This is a genomic window from Pseudoxanthomonas mexicana (assembly GCF_001556105.1).
In the GTDB taxonomy this organism is placed as follows: domain Bacteria; phylum Pseudomonadota; class Gammaproteobacteria; order Xanthomonadales; family Xanthomonadaceae; genus Pseudoxanthomonas_A; species Pseudoxanthomonas_A mexicana_A.
This window is the reverse complement of record NZ_LSIF01000092.1, coordinates 1-14,748: the sequence shown is the minus strand read 5'-3', so window position 1 is coordinate 14,748 and position 14,748 is coordinate 1. Positions and strand designations below refer to the sequence as shown.

Annotated in this window: 19 protein-coding genes and 1 tRNA gene; 14 read left to right on the top strand and 6 right to left on the bottom strand. The window is 66.1% G+C overall.

Translation table 11 applies throughout. The annotated features are described in order from the left end of the window. Positions 1-47 precede the first annotated feature (47 nt). Positions 48-932 carry a hypothetical protein gene (locus tag AX730_RS15770; protein ID WP_062358128.1) on the bottom strand — a complete coding sequence of 295 codons (885 nt, stop codon included), beginning with the start codon at positions 930-932 and terminating at the stop codon, positions 48-50. A 107-nt stretch (positions 933-1,039) separates the two neighbouring features. Between AX730_RS15770 and AX730_RS15765 the strand changes: the two genes are divergently transcribed. Beyond that, entirely contained in the window at positions 1,040-2,320 is a 1,281-nt protein-coding gene (locus AX730_RS15765; RefSeq protein ID WP_062358127.1) for an acetyl-CoA C-acetyltransferase, read from the top strand. A 128-nt stretch (positions 2,321-2,448) separates the two neighbouring features. Beyond that, positions 2,449-2,718, top strand: coding sequence for a hypothetical protein (locus tag AX730_RS15760; RefSeq protein ID WP_062358125.1), 270 nt, complete (start codon positions 2,449-2,451; stop codon positions 2,716-2,718). 61 nt (positions 2,719-2,779) lie between these two features. Here the strand turns inward: AX730_RS15760 and ggt are convergent, their stop codons facing one another. Continuing rightward, positions 2,780-4,537 (bottom strand): gamma-glutamyltransferase, encoded by a 1,758-nt coding sequence (ggt, locus tag AX730_RS15755; RefSeq protein WP_062358123.1) that lies wholly within the window; start codon positions 4,535-4,537, stop codon positions 2,780-2,782. Between the two features lie 282 nt (positions 4,538-4,819). Here ggt and AX730_RS15750 point away from each other — a divergent pair, with 282 nt between their 5' ends. Continuing rightward, positions 4,820-5,680 carry a DUF4349 domain-containing protein gene (locus tag AX730_RS15750; RefSeq protein WP_198147219.1) on the top strand — a complete coding sequence of 287 codons (861 nt, stop codon included), beginning with the start codon at positions 4,820-4,822 and terminating at the stop codon, positions 5,678-5,680. A 3-nt stretch (positions 5,681-5,683) separates the two neighbouring features. On the opposite strand, the gene AX730_RS15745 is transcribed toward AX730_RS15750, so the two are convergent. From AX730_RS15745 to AX730_RS15735, 3 genes are read right to left on the bottom strand one after another with little or no spacing between them, the layout of a single operon-like run. Continuing rightward, positions 5,684-6,943, bottom strand: a complete 1,260-nt coding sequence (locus tag AX730_RS15745; RefSeq protein WP_062358120.1) for a heme biosynthesis HemY N-terminal domain-containing protein — start codon at positions 6,941-6,943, stop codon at positions 5,684-5,686. Next, positions 6,940-7,968 carry a uroporphyrinogen-III C-methyltransferase gene (locus tag AX730_RS15740; protein ID WP_062358118.1) on the bottom strand — a complete coding sequence of 343 codons (1,029 nt, stop codon included), beginning with the start codon at positions 7,966-7,968 and terminating at the stop codon, positions 6,940-6,942. Before AX730_RS15740 ends, AX730_RS15745 begins: the two co-directional genes overlap by 4 nt. Before the next feature lie 44 nt (positions 7,969-8,012). After that, a complete protein-coding gene (locus AX730_RS15735; RefSeq protein WP_062358117.1) occupies positions 8,013-8,783 on the bottom strand; it encodes a uroporphyrinogen-III synthase in 771 nt (256 codons plus the stop codon). 16 nt (positions 8,784-8,799) lie between these two features. Here AX730_RS15735 and AX730_RS15730 point away from each other — a divergent pair, with 16 nt between their 5' ends. From AX730_RS15730 to AX730_RS15710, 5 genes are all read left to right on the top strand, one after another. Then, complete coding sequence (locus tag AX730_RS15730) at positions 8,800-9,258, top strand: YiiD C-terminal domain-containing protein (protein ID WP_062358115.1); 459 nt, start codon at positions 8,800-8,802, stop codon at positions 9,256-9,258. A 26-nt stretch (positions 9,259-9,284) separates the two neighbouring features. Beyond that, positions 9,285-9,707, top strand: coding sequence for a hypothetical protein (locus AX730_RS15725; protein ID WP_062358113.1), 423 nt, complete (start codon positions 9,285-9,287; stop codon positions 9,705-9,707). A 63-nt stretch (positions 9,708-9,770) separates the two neighbouring features. Then, positions 9,771-10,214, top strand: a complete 444-nt coding sequence (locus AX730_RS15720; RefSeq protein WP_062358283.1) for a rhodanese-like domain-containing protein — start codon at positions 9,771-9,773, stop codon at positions 10,212-10,214. Between the two features lie 99 nt (positions 10,215-10,313). Continuing rightward, on the top strand, positions 10,314-10,829 hold the full coding sequence (gene secB, locus AX730_RS15715) for a protein-export chaperone SecB (RefSeq protein WP_062358111.1): 516 nt from the start codon (positions 10,314-10,316) through the stop codon (positions 10,827-10,829). A 52-nt stretch (positions 10,830-10,881) separates the two neighbouring features. Then, positions 10,882-11,919, top strand: a complete 1,038-nt coding sequence (locus tag AX730_RS15710; RefSeq protein ID WP_062358110.1) for an NAD(P)H-dependent glycerol-3-phosphate dehydrogenase — start codon at positions 10,882-10,884, stop codon at positions 11,917-11,919. Between the two features lie 149 nt (positions 11,920-12,068). Here AX730_RS15710 and AX730_RS15705 read toward each other — a convergent pair whose 3' ends face one another. Next, entirely contained in the window at positions 12,069-12,626 is a 558-nt protein-coding gene (locus AX730_RS15705; protein ID WP_062358108.1) for an outer membrane beta-barrel protein, read from the bottom strand. Between the two features lie 381 nt (positions 12,627-13,007). Between AX730_RS15705 and AX730_RS15700 the strand changes: the two genes are divergently transcribed. The 6 genes from AX730_RS15700 to AX730_RS15685 all read left to right on the top strand — a co-directional run bounded on the left by AX730_RS15700 (position 13,008) and on the right by AX730_RS15685 (position 14,730). Beyond that, a tRNA-Ile gene (locus AX730_RS15700) sits at positions 13,008-13,100 on the top strand. 21 nt (positions 13,101-13,121) lie between these two features. After that, positions 13,122-13,364 carry a hypothetical protein gene (locus AX730_RS15695; RefSeq protein WP_062358107.1) on the top strand — a complete coding sequence of 81 codons (243 nt, stop codon included), beginning with the start codon at positions 13,122-13,124 and terminating at the stop codon, positions 13,362-13,364. 4 nt (positions 13,365-13,368) lie between these two features. Then, positions 13,369-13,512 (top strand): 3'-5' exoribonuclease, encoded by a 144-nt coding sequence (locus AX730_RS19425; RefSeq protein WP_232310283.1) that lies wholly within the window; start codon positions 13,369-13,371, stop codon positions 13,510-13,512. Positions 13,513-13,566: 54 nt separating this feature from the next. Then, on the top strand, positions 13,567-13,935 hold the full coding sequence (locus AX730_RS15690; RefSeq protein WP_232310282.1) for a hypothetical protein: 369 nt from the start codon (positions 13,567-13,569) through the stop codon (positions 13,933-13,935). Then, a complete protein-coding gene (locus tag AX730_RS18965; RefSeq protein WP_157074297.1) occupies positions 13,932-14,450 on the top strand; it encodes an HAD domain-containing protein in 519 nt (172 codons plus the stop codon). The genes AX730_RS15690 and AX730_RS18965 overlap by 4 nt, the downstream gene beginning before the upstream one ends. Further along, a complete protein-coding gene (locus tag AX730_RS15685; protein ID WP_062358105.1) occupies positions 14,431-14,730 on the top strand; it encodes a hypothetical protein in 300 nt (99 codons plus the stop codon). The genes AX730_RS18965 and AX730_RS15685 overlap by 20 nt, the downstream gene beginning before the upstream one ends. The last annotated feature ends 18 nt before the right edge of the window (positions 14,731-14,748 follow it).

Here is a 14,748-nt window from a genome sequence, read left to right as displayed (position 1 = left end):
CGCGATGCGGATCGTCACCGCATCGCGTCGCGCCACGGGGAGAAGGCTCAGACTCGCAGTTCGGCGTGCGGATCGGTGGCGGAGCGGCAATGCGCGAACGTCACCGGGATGCCATGCGCCTCCAGAACCGCGGCGATCTGCTGCTGGCGGGCCTGGAAATGCTGGTAGGCGCGCTCCAGGCGCTCGTCGGTAGCGTCCTGCGCCGCATAGCGCGCACGCCAGGCGACCGGTTCGAACAGCGCGATATGCACTTCGCCCTCTGCATAGCGCAGCAGCGGCTCCGGCGGTGCGTCCAGCCACTGCTCGTCGGTGGGCGCCATCAGTGCGGTCTCGATCACCGGCCACAGCGCGCCGAGGCCGCCGTGGTCGTACTGCATCGCGGTCATCGCCGCGAGGTCGTGCAGGGTCATGTAGCGCGCATGCTCGATCTGCGCACCGAACGCGGTCTGCGCCAGCAGGGCGGTATCGGCCTGGGCCATGCCGGTTTCCAGCAACACCGCCTCCAACCGTTCGCGTACCGCTTCAACCGTATGGTCATCGCCGCTGAGCAGGAACGGCACCACGCGCAGCGGGCCGCCGCGGAGGCCGTCGTCCGCCTGCAATGGCATCGGGATGTCACCGGTGTCGTCCGCGCCCAGGGCGATGATGCGCGCGCCTTCACCGCGGCCTGGTGCGCGCTGATGCAGCTCGCGCAGGCGCTGGTGCAGCGACCAGCCGGGCCGCAACGCCTCTGCCGGGTCGAAATGCGCCGCGGCGAAGATGAGATCCAGGTCACGTACCTGCGGCGCGTGCGTGGCGAGGTCGCGCCCCAGCTTTTCCGCCAGTCCGCTCGCCTCGGCTGCGGACAGCGCCGCACGCTGTGGCGTGCTGCCGGCCGCCAGTTCGAGGGCGATCACGCCCATGACGACGGGACTGGTTGTGGATCGAGTCATGTCAGCGGTTGGAGGCGGTGGAGGGGCGCATTACACTCCCCCATTATGCCTGCCGTACGCAGGCGCATCTTCACCCTCCCATCGTCGCCATCCGCACAGAGGTCCCCATGCCCGCTCCCCGTCCCGTCGCCATCCTCGGCGGCGTCCGCATTCCGTTCTGCCGCCAGAACACGGCCTACGCGGATGTGGGGAACCTGGGCATGTCGGTGCGTACGCTGGGTGCGCTGGTCGAGCGCTTCGGCCTGCACGGCCAGCAGCTGGGCGAAGTGGCGATGGGCGCGGTGATCAAGCATTCCTCCGACTGGAACCTGGGCCGCGAAGCCGCGCTGTCGTCCGGCCTGTCGCCGCTGACGCCGGGCATCACCCTGCAGCGCGCCTGCGGCACCAGCCTCGACACGATCATCCACATCGGCAACAAGATCGCGCTGGGCCAGATCGAGTCCGGTATCGGCGGCGGTTCGGATACCACCTCCGAAGTGCCGATCGTCTACGGCAAGAAGCTGCGCGCGCGCCTGCTGGCCGCCAACCGCGCCAAGACCACGCAGGACAAGCTGAAGGCGCTGGTCAGCGGCTTCAAGTTCGGCGAGCTGAAGCCCGAGTTCCCCGGTGTGGCCGAGCCGCGTACCGGCAAGAGCATGGGCGAGCACTGCGAGGACATGGCGAAGGAGTGGAGCATCTCGCGCGATTCGCAGGATGAGCTGGCCGTGGCCTCGCACAAGAAGCTCGCCGCTGCGTACGAGCGCGGCTTCTTCGACGACCTGATCGCGCCGTTCCGTGGCCTGGAACGCGACAACATCCTGCGCGCCGACACGTCGCTGGAAAAGCTGGCGACGCTGAAGCCGGCGTTCGACAAGGTGTCCGGCCGCGGCACGCTGACCGCCGCCAATTCCACGCCGCTGACCGACGGCGCCGCCGCGGTGCTGCTGGCCAGCGACGAGTGGGCGCAGGCGCACGGCCATGAGCCGCTGGCCTACCTGAAGGACGCGCAGGTGTCCGCGGTTGACTTCGTCCATGGCGAAGGCCTGCTGATGGCGCCGACGGTGGCGGTGCCGGAGATGCTCAAGCGCCACGGCCTGACGCTGCAGGATTTCGACATCTACGAGATCCACGAAGCCTTCGCCGCGCAGGTGCTGTGCACGCTGCGTGCGTGGGAAAGCGAAGACTACTGCCGCAACCGCCTGGGTCTGGACGCGCCGCTCGGCAGGATCGACCCAGCCAAGATGAATCCGAACGGCTCCTCGCTGGCAACGGGCCATCCGTTCGCCGCGACCGGTGCGCGCATCGTCGCCACCGTGGCGAAGGAGCTGAAGCAGCGCGGTGGTGGTCGCGCGCTGGTGTCCATCTGCACCGCTGGCGGCATGGGCGTGGTGGCGATCATCGAGCGGTAGGCGAAAGAGCAATGTCGCCGTGGCGCTGGACACTGCTTGGGTTGTTGCTAGGTAGTTCTGCAGTCTCCGCGGGCAAGGACGTTGTCCTGCCATCTGATCCGCGGACCTGGTATGGGGACCTTCGCTCCATGATCACCCCGACCCAGCAGTGCCCGGGCGGCACCGTCGAGCAACTTCGCAAGCGCATGTCCGTCTCGGAATCCCATTCGGCACGCATGCTCGATGCGAGGCAGCGATTCTCGCCGTCGGCACTGCGCGGCATCGAGGACGCTGACGTGGTGCATGAGTTTCATTTCAGTGCTGAGCTCGCCGGCGGCGGCTTCTGGGGATTCGGCGGTTACCTGATCTCACGTGGCGGGTGCGTCATCCATGCGAAGGTCACCACCATCGACAATTAGGTTGTCGAACCACGGTTCATCCAAGCGAAGTCCTTCCGGTGAGTCGGATTGACCCGCCTGTCTAGCGGGTTTCGTCCTGCGCAGGCTTCTGCACCTGCGCACTGCCGACCCCATGCCGATGGCCTTCGCTCACCGCGGTCACCGTGCCATCGGCATTGAACACCAGCGCATTCGCGGCGCCGATTTCTTCCGGCTGATCCGACCAGCGCTGCCCGCGGGCAACGAGTGCTTTCGCCTGCATAGTGCTCGCGAATCCGGGTTCGAGATCCGTCGTGCCGCCATTGCGCTGCGACATCCGCGGCGCATCGATGGCCTGGTCCATCGGCATGCCCAGGTCGATGTAATTGACGATGGTCTGCAGTACCGTCGTGATGATCGTCGAGCCGCCCGGACTGCCGATCGAGAACGCGGGCTTGCCGTCCTTCAGCGCGATCGTCGGCGTCATGCTGCTGCGCGGTCGCTTGCCGGGTTCGGGGATGTTCGGGTGCGGCGCGGTGAAGTCGAAATCGGTGAGTTCGTTGTTGAGCAGGAAGCCGTAGCCCGGCACGACCATGCCGCTGCCGCCCCAGTCTTCGATGGTGAAGGTATAGGCCACGACGTTGCCGTCCTTGTCGGAGACGGTGAGATGCGTGGTGTGCGCACTCTCGGGTTGCGGCACGCGCGTTGTCGGCCGCAGCGGCTGGCTGGGATCCCGCTGGAACGGGTAGGGGTCGCCCGCAGGCACGGGGCCTGATGCAGCGCTGGCCGCGTCGATCAACGTACGACGTTGCGTCGCGTAGTCCTTGCTCAGCAGGCCGGCCACGGGTGCATCGACGAACTCGGGATCGGCCAGGTACGCGTCACGGTCGGCGAACGCCAGGCGGCTCGCTTCCAGATAGAGATGCTCGACCTGCGCGCGCGACATCGACGCCAGGTCGTAGCCTTCCAGCAGGTTCAGCGCTTCGAATACGGTCACGCCGCCACTGCTCGGCAACGGCATGCCGTACAGGTCGTAGCCGCGGTAGGTGGAATGCACCGGCAGGCGCAGGCGCGCCTCGTAGTTGGCCAGGTCCGCCAGCGTCATCCGACTGCCGCGCACCGACTCGCCGGGCGCGGTCGGTGGCCGGTTGACCGTGGCGACGATGGCATCCGCCAACGGGCCATCGTAGAACGCATCCACGCCGTCGCGCCCCAGCAGGCGATACGTGCCTGCGAGATCGGGATTGCGCAGCAAGGTGCCGGGCCGGATCGCCTTGCCGTTCTGCAGGTAGAGCGCCGCAGCCGCCGGGAAGCGGGCGAACTTGCCTTCGTTCCGCGCCACCAGCGTCGAGAAGTTCGCGTCGATACGGAAACCCCGCTCCGCCACGTCGATCGCCGGCGCGAGCACCTGCTCGAACGACATCGTGCCGTAGCGCCGCAGCGCCTCGTCCCAGCCACGCACGGTGCCGGGCACGCCGACGGAAAGCCCGCTGGCGACGGCTGTGTCGAACTCCATCTCCTTGCCGTCTTCGATGAAGAGGGTCGGCGTGGTGGCGGCCGGCGCCGTCTCGCGATGGTCGATCGTGATCACGCGCCGGTCTTTCGCCAGGTACACGACCATGAAGCCGCCACCGCCGATGCCGCAGCTGAAAGGATCGGTCACGCCCAGCGTGGCGGCGGCCGCGACGGCGGCATCGATGGCGTTACCGCCCTGGTCGAGGATCGTGATCGCGGATTGCGTGGCCTGCTCGCTGATCGTGGCGGCAGCACCTCCCGTTCCCCTCGCCAAGGGGGTCTTCGCGTGCGCGGCCGTGGAAGCCAGCGCGAAGAGGAGCAGTGAAATGCGAAGGAGTCGATGCATCGGACGTCACCGCGAGTGAGGCGATCCGATTGTCACATGGGTGTCGGCCTGCCACGAGCCGCCCCGGCGTGGAATGATGTCGGCCAACCCCGGTGGGCGGCGCCGTGCGTTGGACGTCTGGCCGGCCTGTCGGCCATCACCCTTCCGTTCGGAGCTTCCATGCGCAGGCCAAGGATGTATCGCGTTGTCCCCGTCTTGATCCTCTCGGTGTTGGCGGTGTCGTGCAGCAAACACGAAATGGCGCCCGCCGACGCCGAGATGGCGTCCGCGTCCGAGCCTGCCATGGCAGAGGTAGCGGCCGATGCGGCGGCACCGGCACCGGCATTGCAGAAAAGCGTTGAAGTGCCGGGCGTGTCGCCCTCGCAATTGACATCCGATGCCCTGGTGCAGACCGATCCGCAACGCCGCTTCATCCGTACCGCCGCGGCGGACTTCCAGGTCAAGGACGTCTACCGCACGGCGCTGGCGATCGAGGACGAGGTCGCGAAGCAGGGTGGATTCGTCGTCGACAACGACATCCAGGCACAGGTGCAGCGCGTGCAGAGCCGGTCGATCGGCAATGGCAAGCGGCTGGAGCTTGCCGAGTACCGGCTGCAGGGCGCGTTGACGGTGCGCGTGCCCAGCGAGCGCACGCAGGTGTTCCTGCGCGCCATTGCGTCGCAGATGGAATTCCTCGACAGCCGCAACTTCAACGCACGCGACGCGCAGTTCGACCTGTTGCGCCAGCAGCTCGCGCGGCAACGCGCGCAGGATGCACAGCAGGAGCTTGGCGCTGCCGTGCAGGCGGGCGGAAAACTGGGCGACAAGGCGGACGCCATCCAGGCGCGGGGCGACGCACGCACGAGTCGCGATGAGGCGGTGATCGCACAGAAGGAGTTCGAAGACCGCGTGGCGTTCAGCACCATCACGCTGTCGCTCAGCCAGGACGTGCAGATCCGCACGCGCGAGCGGGTCGACGTGGACGCCGTGTTCCGCGACAACGGCCCCGGCTTCTTCCGCCAGTTGGGCGATGCGCTGGCCGTCGGTTGGCGCGGCGGCCAGCAGGCCGTCGTGGCGCTGTCGGCCCTGTGGCCGCTGTGGCTGGTCGTGCTGGCGGTGGTGATCGGGTGGCGGCGCTGGCGCAGGAAGCCCGTCGCCGGCTGACCGTCAGTCCTTGAGGCGCGGCAGGCCGTGGGCGTCGCGCTCCTCGATGACGGCCTCGTCGCGGATCGCCTGCTTGATGTCGCGTCCCGACAGCCGCGCAGGCGGCTCACCCCGCAGGGCTTTCACCGCATTGGCGCGGCATTGCTGCGCCGATGCGGCATCGCCGGCTTCATCGAAGCCGGTGCCCAGTTCTTCCCATGCCTCGACGCCAGCGCCCTGCGCAACGGCGCGATGAAGAAAGTCCTGCGATGTCGTCCATTGTCCCTGGAGACGGGCGAGCCGCCCCAGGGTGACCAGCAGGGCGGGACTGGCCGGGTGCGCCTGTAGCCAGTGCTGGGCGCTGGCGCGCCGCGAATCCAGTTTGCCCACCGGCAGGCGACCGTATAGCGCGACCAGGCTCTCGTCCCAGTGCGATTCCAGGGCCTGCTCGATGCTGCGCGTCGCCGCGTCTTCCCAACGCAGCGCAGCGGCACGCTCCGCATAAGCCGCCACGACGACGGCTTGCAGGCGCAGCGGCTTGGTCAGCATTTCCCAGCGTTCGGCCAGTACATTGGGGTCGGTGGCTTCGTGCAACGACTGCGCCGCCAGCCGGATCTCCATCGCGTCGAATGCGGCGGGCGCGAGTGCCTGCTGCTGCTTCAGTGCGCCCAGCAAGCCGTAGGCCTCGCCCGCCCGGGCGGTGCCGGCCAGTGCTTCGGTGCGCAGCGCCAGGCCGCGCGGCGGCAACGGCTGCACGCCGGCAGCATCCAGCAAGACCAGCGCGTTCTGCGGCTGTCCCGCGTCGAGCGCGATCTGTGCCGCGGTGACCGCATGCGCCTGCGCGGATCGTTCGCGCAAGGCGATGAGATGGCGTTGCACCGCCGCGTCGTCGCCACGGGCCTGCGCCGCGCGCACGGCGGCCACGCGCGCGATCGCGCCGACTTCATCGTCGTCCGCGGCTCGCTCAAGCAACTTCTCCGCCTTCTGCCAATGCCCGGCATGCAGCGCATCCAGTCCATCGATGAGGCGCGCGCGCGCCTGCTTGCGACGGTGGCGTCCCCATGCGCGGAACGGCAGCGTCAACAGGCGCCACAGCAGCCATGCCGCGCCGCCGACGAGCAGCAGCGACAGCAGCGCGCGCGGCACGTTGGTGTGCAGGTCGTAACCGGCGAAGCGAACAAAGACCTCGCCCAGGTCGCGATCGGTGCTCGCCATCCATTGCGATGCCAGCACGCCTGCCAGCAGCAGCAACAGCAGGAGCACCACGGTGCGGAATGGCTTCATGGCGCTACCTCCGGCGTTTCGGCGGGTGTCGTCGGCACCTGCAGCCTCAGGCCGGCATTGCGCAGTGCGCGCAACTGCTGCAGCGTGCTGCCGAGTTCATTCGGGCGCGCCGGCGCCGATGTCGCCTGCAAAGTGCGCAATTGCGCGTGAACCCGACGTCGTTCCGGTGAATCCGGCCACAACTGCGGCAGCCAGGCGTCGATGCGCGCCAGACTGGCGCGATAGCCCGCATCGTCATCGCGTTCCACGGCGGCCCGCGCGAGGCCGATGTCGATCTGCAGTGCTGCGTCGGCGGCCGTGCGGGCATCCGGTGCCACCAACGTGGTGTCGCGCGTGGCACGGACGTCGACCAGGGGTGCCAGCCAGCGCTGCCACGCCGGACGTGAAGGTGTGTCCATGGTCGCGATACGTTCGCGCGGCAGGCCGGGCAGTGCAGCGGCAATGGCACCCAGCCGCCCGAGTGCATCGGCGTGTGGGCCCGCACCCAACGCATCCACGGCGATGCGTTCCTGCGCCAGCGTCTGTTTCAGGTTGAGCAGCCGGTGGTCGTCGATGCCGTCGAGCGCACCCGCAGCCAGCGCATACGCACGGCGTGCGCCTGCGACGTCATGTGCAATATCCAGGCGTTGCGCCGCCTGCGAAAGCAGCAGTTCCACTTCGTCGAGCCGCAGCGCTTGCGCGCCATGCCGGGTGGGATCGCTGAGCTTGGCCACGCTTTCTTCCAGCAGGGCGCCGCGCTGGCCGAGGCCGAGCACTTCATCGCGCAGCACGCGGTTGGTGGCCGCGGCATCCAACAGGCGTTGCGCCTGCGCGCGCTGATCGCGGCGCAGTGCGTCGGTGCGTGACTCCAGGGCTTCCAGGCGCTGGGCTGCCACCGATTGGGCGGTCTGCTGCTGTGCGCTGCGTGCTTGCCACCAACTCCATCCGCGCCATGCACCGATGCCGACGACGAGCACCGCCAGCGCAGCGACGACGAGTCGCGTGCGATGGCCCGGGCGGGGCGAAAGGGAGGATGGGTCGTTCACAGGCTTCCTTGGCGGCAGGTGAAACGTGATGGACGCCGCAGATGCTACCGGATGCGGGTGGACCGGATCGTGCACGCCGCCTTCATCAACTGGGCCGGGCGCGGACCGTCGGCGAGGATGACGTGGATGAAGCCGGCAGCGTGCGCGGTGTCGACCAGGCGTTGGCTCGCGGCCACCACCGGCACCGTCTTCAATCGTGAGGCGAGGGACGCGGGAAACTGATCCAGGACGTGTTGCAGAGCACCGCCACTGCTCAGAAGCAGGAAGGCGGGTGCCTGCAGGTCAGCGAACGCATCGAGCGCGCGAGTGCCCAGCGGCGTGGGTTCGCGACGGTATACCTCCGCGCGATGAACGTCCGCGCCGCGTGCTTCCAGCGTCGGCACCAACAGGTTGCGTCCGTCGGGTGCGGTAACGAAGCCCAGTCCGACGCCGCGGATGTCGGACAAGTCGGGCAGCGCCAACAGGCCTTCGCTGTCCATGCGCGCAGGGAAGGACACCCGGTCGATGCCCGCGCGGCGCAACGCAGCCGCGGTGCCGGCGCCCACCGCCAGCCAGGTCTGGCCTGGATGCGCCTCCAGAGGCTGCAATGTCTGTGCGGCGGCAACGGCGGCAGGGCTGGTGAATACGACGATCGGGCAGGCAAGCGCAGCGCGCAGGGCGTCCCGCGTGGCTGTGTCGTCGCACCGACGGATACGCCACGGCGACAGCGCCAGGAGTCCCGCGCCATGGCGTCGTGCGGCACGCCTGAGCGCGTCGTGGCCGCCCTGGGGCCGCAGCGAGATGACGTACCATGCCGGCGGCGTTGGATGTCCCATGCGCGGATTATGAGTGATGAGTCCGGAAGAAGCCTTGCAGGAACTGCGTGAGTACTGCCTCGCCATGCCGCCGGTGGCGGCGATGCGGGTGGAGGTCGATAGCTTTCATGGCGAAGCGTTGCGGCTGACCGCGCCGCTTGCCGCGAACGTCAACGACAAGGGCAACGCGTTCGGTGGCAGCCTGACGTCGCTGATGACCATCGCCGGCTGGGGGCTGGTGACGCTGAAGCTGCGGCTGGCCGGCCTGAAGGCCGAGGTCTACGTGGCGGACAGCCAGATCCGCTATCTCGCGCCGCTCTACGGCGACCTGGCGGCGGACGCGGCCTTTGCCGACGGCCAGTCGCTGGAGACCTTCATCGACACCTTGGTGCAGCGCGGCCGGGCGCGGATCCAGGTAGACGCCTGCGTACGGCTGCCTGAAGGCGGTATGGCCACCACGCTGAGCGGGCGGTTCGTCGCCATCGCGAAGCGGTAGCATGCGGCCATGACCGGGGGAATGCCATGCGGATGATCGGGAAAATGCTGTTGGCGGCCGGATTGCTGCTGATGCTCGTGCCTGCCGCAGCCCAGAACCGCCTGCAGCGCGGCCGGCTGCTGGAAGTGCAGGATGCCTACGCGACCGCCATCCGCTGGGGCGATTTCGACAATGCCTGGAAGGCGGTCGATCCGGCGTACAGGGCCGAGCATCCGATGACCGAGCTGGAGTTCGAGCGCTACCAGCAGGTGCAGATTTCCGGTTACCGGGACCTGTCGATCAGCTCAGGCCCGGACGGCACCGTCGAGCGGGCCGTCGAGCTGCGCGTGATCAACAAGCACACCATGGCCGAGCGCACCCTGCGATACCGCGAGCGCTGGCGATGGGACGCGGAGTCCAAGCGCTGGTGGCTGGTGGTGGGCCTGCCGGACCTGTGGAACGGGGAATAAGCGACCGGCGGCCGGATGGCGTCCTGTGCGACAATCGCCGCCCACTCGAAGATCGCCAACCTTGTGAATTTCGAAGAAATCCTGGCTTTCGCCACCCGTTCTCCCTTCAACCAGATGCTGTCGCTGGCCCTCGTCGGCCTGACGGTCGCCATCGTCTATACCGAGATCGCGCGCCTCTTCCGCGGCTACAAGACGTTGCGCCCCGCCGAGCTGACCCAGTTGGTCAACAGCGAAAACGCCCTGGTCGTGGACCTGTCGGCGAGCAACGACTTCGAGAAGGGCCATATCGCGGGTAGTCGCAACGTGCTGCCCAGCAACTTCGACCCCGACAACAAGCTGCTGGCCGGGGCCAAGTCCCAGCCCGTCGTGCTGGTCTGCCGCACCGGGCAGGCGTCCGGCGGCGCCGCCAAGCGGCTGAAGAAGGCCGGGTTCGAGAAGGTCTACGCGCTGGAGGGTGGTATCGCCGCCTGGCAGCAGGCCGATCTGCCGCTGGTCAAGGGTCGCTGATTCCCCGGTGGCCGCGCACCCGCCCTTGAACCGGGCCCCGCATGTCGCCATGAGATAGTTTCCATTCACCGCTGCAATCCAGATTCCGGAGTCAAAGAAATGTCCGACGAGATCACCAACGGCGCGGTCGCGCCCGCCGCCGAAGCCGCTGGCCCCGCTTTCACTGTCGAGAAGATCTACGTCAAGGACGTTTCCTTCGAAGCCCCCGGCGCCCCGGCCGTGTTCGCCGAAAACGTGCAGCCGGAACTGCAGCTCAACCTCAACCAGCGCGTGCAGCGCCTGGGCGAGAACGCCTTCGAAGTGGTGCTGGGCGTGACCCTGACCTGCAAGGCCGGCGACAAGACCGCGTACGTGGCGGAAGTGCAGCAGGCGGGCATCTTCGGCCTGATCGGGCTGGAGCCGCAGGCCGTGGACGTGCTGCTCGGCACCCAGTGCCCGAACATCCTGTTTCCGTACGTGCGCCAGCTGGTCAGCGACCTGGTGCAGGCCGGAGGCTTCCCGCCGTTCTTCCTGCAGCCGATCAACTTCGAAGCGCTGTACGCCGAATCGCTGCGCCAGCGTGCACAGGGCGGCGACGCCAGCCTGGCCAACTCGGAACCGGCTGGCAACGCCTGATTGCCGGTGCACGGTCCCGTCAGGGCGGCGACGCCGCACACAGGGGTGACGGATGTCTGACCCGAAATCCACCGATGTGCTGAAGATCGCGGTGCTTGGCGCCGGATCGTGGGGGACGGCCTTGGCCGCGCTGATGGCGCGGCACGGGCACCATGTCACCCTGTGGGGTCGCGACCCGGTGGTCGCGGCCGCCATCGACGGCCGGCACGAGAACACCCGCTACCTGCCCGGCATCGCGTTGCCGGACACCTTGGGTGCCACCACCGACCTGGCCGCGTCGCTCGCCGATGCCGATCAGGTGCTGGTGGTCGTGCCCTCGCATGCCTTCACCGAAACCCTTCGCACGCTGGCCCCGCTGCGTCCTGCCAAAGCGGGTGTGGCATGGGCGACCAAGGGGTTCGAAACCGGCTCCGGTCGTTTCCTGCACGAAGTCGCCGAGAAGGTCCTCGGTCCTGACGTGCCGATCGCCGTCGTCACCGGTCCCTCATTCGCCAAGGAAGTCGCACTCGGCCTGCCGACCGCAGTGACCGTGCATGGCGCCGATGCGGACTTCGCGCAGTCGGTGGCCGACGTGATGCACGGGCCGGCATTCCGTGCCTACACCGGCGATGACATGGTCGGTGCCGAACTCGGCGGCGCGATGAAGAACGTACTTGCCGTGGCGACCGGCGTATCCGATGGCATGCAACTGGGCCTCAATGCCCGTGCCGGCCTGATCACGCGCGGACTCAACGAGATGTTGCGTCTGTCGGCCGCCATCGGCGCCAAGCCGGAAACCCTGATGGGACTGGCCGGGCTCGGCGATCTGGTGCTGACCTGTACCGGCGACCTGTCGCGCAACCGGCGCCTGGGCTTGGCGCTTGGCCGGGGCCAGTCGCTGCAGGATGCCGTGCGCGAGATCGGCCAGGTGGTCGAGTCGGTGCAGACCGCCGACGAAGTGATGCGCCAGGCGGAGCGCCATGGCATCGACCTTCCCATTTCGAGTGCCGTACGTGCGGTGCTGCATGGCGATCTCACGCCGGCGGCAGGGCTGCAGCATCTGCTTTCGCGCGAACAGAAGCCGGAGTATCCGGAAACATTGTTCAAGTGAGGCGCATCAGTGCGCGATTAGACAAGCCCGGCAACGCCGGGCTTTCTCTTTAGCGCTTTCCCACAGGCAAAGAAAAGCCCGGCCTTGGGGCCGGGCTTTGGGTGCGACGCGGGGAGAGAGGACGCGTCGCGGGGGACCGTTGTCGCGGATTACCAGGTGAAACGCGGACCTACGAACCACTGGGTGTCGCCATCGATCAGCTTGACGTCGGCGGAAGCACTCCAGTTCGGCGTGAACTTCACCTGTGCGCCGAGGCGGCCATAAAACTCACCGTTATAGAGATCGGTGTCTTCGTATCCAGCCAGAGCGTAACCATTGACACGATTGGTGAGCGAGCTGTTCACGCCGACCTCGGCGCTATAGCCCGTCAAATTATTGAAAGGTAGCTCGTAGCGCTCATAGGCAACGCGCGTCAGCAAGTCGACGCGCTGGCTGATCTCGTGGTTGTAACCGAGGCCCACGCGCCAGTTATCGATGTCTGAATTGATGTTGTCGAACTTCTGCGAGGTGTAGTCGCCGAAGATGTGGAAATTTGGCGCGATGGCGACGGAGCCCTTCAGGCCCCAACCATCGGCATCGGGAAGGCCATTGCTGAGATTGGATGCGACATAGCCGCCGTCCACGTAGTTGTAGGACACGCCTTCTGCAGCGGATGCGGCGAAGGGAGTGGCAGCCAGCAGGGTCAAGGCAAGCAAAGACTTCTTCATGGGGTGTTTCTCTCTTGTTGTTGTGTGTCCGTCGCTTCGGGGGAGTGACGGTGGGCGAAGTATCCGCTTCAGCTCACAACACCCCCTGAATATAAAACTGACCAGTACATAAATTATAAGATTGTGATGGGAACTTCCCCACTTGCGTAGACAGAACAGCAAAGTTGCAGCACTGCGAACGGCATAGTTGCTGCGCCAACGGCGCCAAGCTGTGGCAACTATGGTGTTTTGATCCGGGTTCGAGGGCATCGGAAGTCGTTTGGCGTCCAATCAAAGCAAGCGCTGGTTGCGGTTGATTTGTGCGCGAGACTTGTTAGATTTGGTCCCGTGAACTCCGTCAACCGCGCGCTTCGAATACTTGGCTGATCAGTCGACTGATCAGCCCCTGTAGCTCAATGGTTACAGCAGCGGTTTTATAACCCGTCAGCGCCAGATAAGCGGCTTGTGCCGGTTCGAGTCCGGCCAGGGGCACCATACCTCTCACTGGGGTTGCTTATGCCCGTCTTAGATCCCGAAGACTACCTTTCGCACATCGTCTATGACGAAGTGCGTGGTGGCTGGTGCCTGACTGAAGAAGGCCAGTGGCTTCTTGTCCAAGAGATGATTGCCAGGACCAAGGAGCTTGATCGCCTGGACGTAATCGAGGGGCGAAAGCCTCCCACCTATACGCATTTCATCCAGCCGGAGATGGTTAAGGGGGCAACAGTGATCTGGCCGAAGAAGTACACGTCAAGCTGAAGCCATGACCTACCTATTCCTTGATACCGAATGGGCGGATCCGACGGGCTCTGAGCTGGTGAGCCTGGCGCTCATCACTGAAGACGGAATCCATCGGTTCTACGCTGAGCGCGACCCTTTGCCTGATGTAGCCACCGACTTCGTGTGATCGGTTGTCTATCCCCTGCTCGAGCGCGGCAGGTGGCGTATGACAGACCAAGCCATGACGACCGGCCTGCGCGCCTTTCTGAGCGCTGTCACAGATCCGATCGTGTTGGCTGACTATCCCAATGATCTAGCACTTCTGCAGTATGTGATCGCAGGGTTCGACCTTTCAGACGATCAGGCTGCGGCGTGTGGACCAATCCCGCAGCCCGTGATGACTAGAATGCTGAAGGAAGGTGCGCTGGGAATGATAATTGAGGACTACTTTGCGGCGCATCCGGCGGCCTCCGCCCGGCGCCATCATGCACTGGTTGACGCAGAAGCTTTGCGAATCGCGTGGCTGGTGGTGGCCGGAAGGGTAGACGCCCCTGAGTGGGCGAGAACCATGCACATGCTGCGCCTTCGACCGAAGCGCCCACCCGGATGAACGCCGTTCTGTTTCTCGATTTTGACGGCGTGCTGCATCCGCTATGGACTTCCGCTCCCTTCAATGACTGGCAGCTTGAGGTCACCTTTGGCCCAACGCCTTACGCGGGCCCCTTCTTCCTGCATGCATCTGCTCTGGCTTCAGTTCTTTCGCCCTTTCTGGAACATCTGGAGATCGTGGTCTCTTCGGCTTGGGGAAAAGGCCGTACTTTGGACGAACTAAGGCAGTTGCTTCCGGTGCCTGTCGCAGATCGAGTGGTAGATGCCGTGTATCACCATCTGCCGTCTACTACGAAGACCAGATCGCGCTGGGAAGAGATCTCTTGGTATCTGCAGAATGTCCGCTCCTACCAAGGGAGCCACTGGTTGGCCATCGATGACGATGCCACGGGTTGGCCGGAGGCCATGCGGCCGCAGCTGGTGCATTGCGAGCGAGACTTGGGAGATGCCGGACGCTTAGAAGACTGGAGGCCGCTCTGGCCGAGCGGTATGGGCCATGATCAGGCTGTTTCTTGACAGCGAATGGGCCAACGATGCGCTTCGTGAGCTCGTCAGCTTGGCTCTAATCAGTGAGGACGCCGAGCATGTCTTCTATGCGGAGCGAGATCCGCTACCTGGTATGCCGTCCAGCTTCGTACGTGACACTGTTTATCCGCTTCTCAACCGCGGGCAAGCGGCAATGACAGACAACGCCATGACCGATGCGCTGCGGAGCTTTCTGGAGCCAATGGGGGCTTGCGAGATCTTCGCAGACGCGCCTGACCCACCCCCAGAGAACTGGGCCAACGTAAAGTAGAGACTTTGTTCCGCATGG